The sequence below is a fragment of the Stenotrophomonas sp. 05L414_2 genome (assembly GCF_056397905.1).
In genome coordinates this window covers 1-1,634 of the sequence record NZ_JBFTOJ010000309.1, presented here as the reverse complement: position 1 = coordinate 1,634, position 1,634 = coordinate 1, and the positions used below count along the sequence as shown (strand labels likewise).

The window sequence follows — 1,634 nt, the reverse complement described above, 5'->3', positions numbered from 1 at the left end:
GGGTATAGCTGACCCGTGCACCGAAGCGCTCGTTCTCGAAGTACGCGCCCACGTTGTAGGTGTTCTTCGAGGTGCCCAGCAGGTTGTGCGAACCATCGGACCAGGTGTGCGCGGTCGTGCCGTTGGCGTAGGTGTAGTTGGCGTTGACGCCGAAGTATTCGCCGATCGGCTGCTCGTAGGCCACTTCCACGCCGGTGACCTTGCCGTCGGCATTGATCGGGGTGGAGATCTGGTAGGTCTCAAGCTGGTTGGTCAGTTCGCTGTACAGCTGGCGCGAGACGACGTCGAAGGCGATGTAGTCCTTCAGGTCCATGTGGTAGGCGCCGATCGACAACAGGCCGCGCGGCATGAAGTACCACTCCAGGTTGGCATCCAGGTTGGTGGACAGGGTCGGCTTGAGGTTCGGGTTGCCGCCGCCGCCGGTCCGGTTCAGGTCGGAACCGTACGAGGACGCGCCCAGTGCCGAGTAGTCCGGCAGGGTCTGGGTCTGCGACGCGGCCACGCGCAGCACGAGGTTGTCGTCGAGGTCGAACTTGATGTTGGCGCTGGGCAGCACGCGGTTGCGCTTGTTCTGGAAGGCCATGCGTTCCCACATGCCGAACAGGCTGCTGACATCCGCATCGGCAGCATTGCTGACGGCGTTGTAGGTATCGATGTCCTGCTTGATGTTGACGTAGCGCAGGCCCAGGTTGCCGCTCCACCAGTCACCGCGGAAATTGGCCTGCACGTAGCCGGCGAAGTTCTTTTCCTTCACCCGCCACTCGGCACCGTAGTTGTGGCGACCGGTCGGACCGTCGTTGCCCGCCAGCCAGGTGGAGTTGTTGGTCACCGCCTCCTTCAGCGCACCGGGGGTGAAGTACCAGATGTTGCGCGGGAAGGTGCCGCCGATATCGCCGGCAAAACCGTTCGGGTAGTTGGAGGTGGCGCCGTTCTTCAGTGCACTCCAGATGTCACCCGGGGTCGCGCCTTCCGGCGACAGCGCTTCGCGCTTGTGATCGGCGAAGCGCACACCGAAATCGAGCGAGCTCAGCACGCCGCCGTCGTTGAAGTACTGGTTGAAGTCGAGCGTGGCCCACTTCTCCTTGTCCTCGGCGGTGACCTGCTGGTTGCCCCAGGTTCCGAAGCTGGTCACGCCGTTGGGCGAGAGGTCGCCGCCGACGTTCCAGTCGATCGGCGAGCCGCTGCCGTGCGTGGCCCAGCTGGCGCCACCGCCGCTGCCCACGGTGACCTCGGCGATGTACTGGCGCGGGGTCTCACCGGTGCCCTTGGTGCTGCCGGCCTGGAACTTGGCGGTCAGGCTGTCGCTGATCTGCCAGTCGGCGTCGAAGGTGACGTAGCTCGACTTGGCCTTCGACTCGCGGTAGATCATGTCGTACACCGCGTAATTGGTGCCCGGCACGCCTGCGTAGGTGGCGTTGGTCAGCACGCCATCCTTGACCACATAGCCCGGGTTCGGCGCCTGYACCTTGGCGAAGCTGTTGCCGAACATCATGAAGTTGCGGTTGTAGTTGTTCGCCTTCAGCTCGGAGCTGAAACCATTCAGGCCCAGGGTGAGGGTGTCGGTCGGCTTGAACTGCAGCGAGACCAGGCCGCCTTTGCGCTCACGGGTCTGTTCGAACAGGGTCGAACCCAGC

The 1,634-nt window shown here is 63.7% G+C and carries 1 protein-coding gene; it reads right to left on the bottom strand.

Features of this window, described 5'->3' with window-relative positions; translation table 11 throughout:
- A partial coding sequence (locus AC1DJN_RS21900; RefSeq protein WP_478040256.1) for a TonB-dependent receptor occupies window positions 1-1,634 on the bottom strand: 1,634 nt, incomplete at both ends.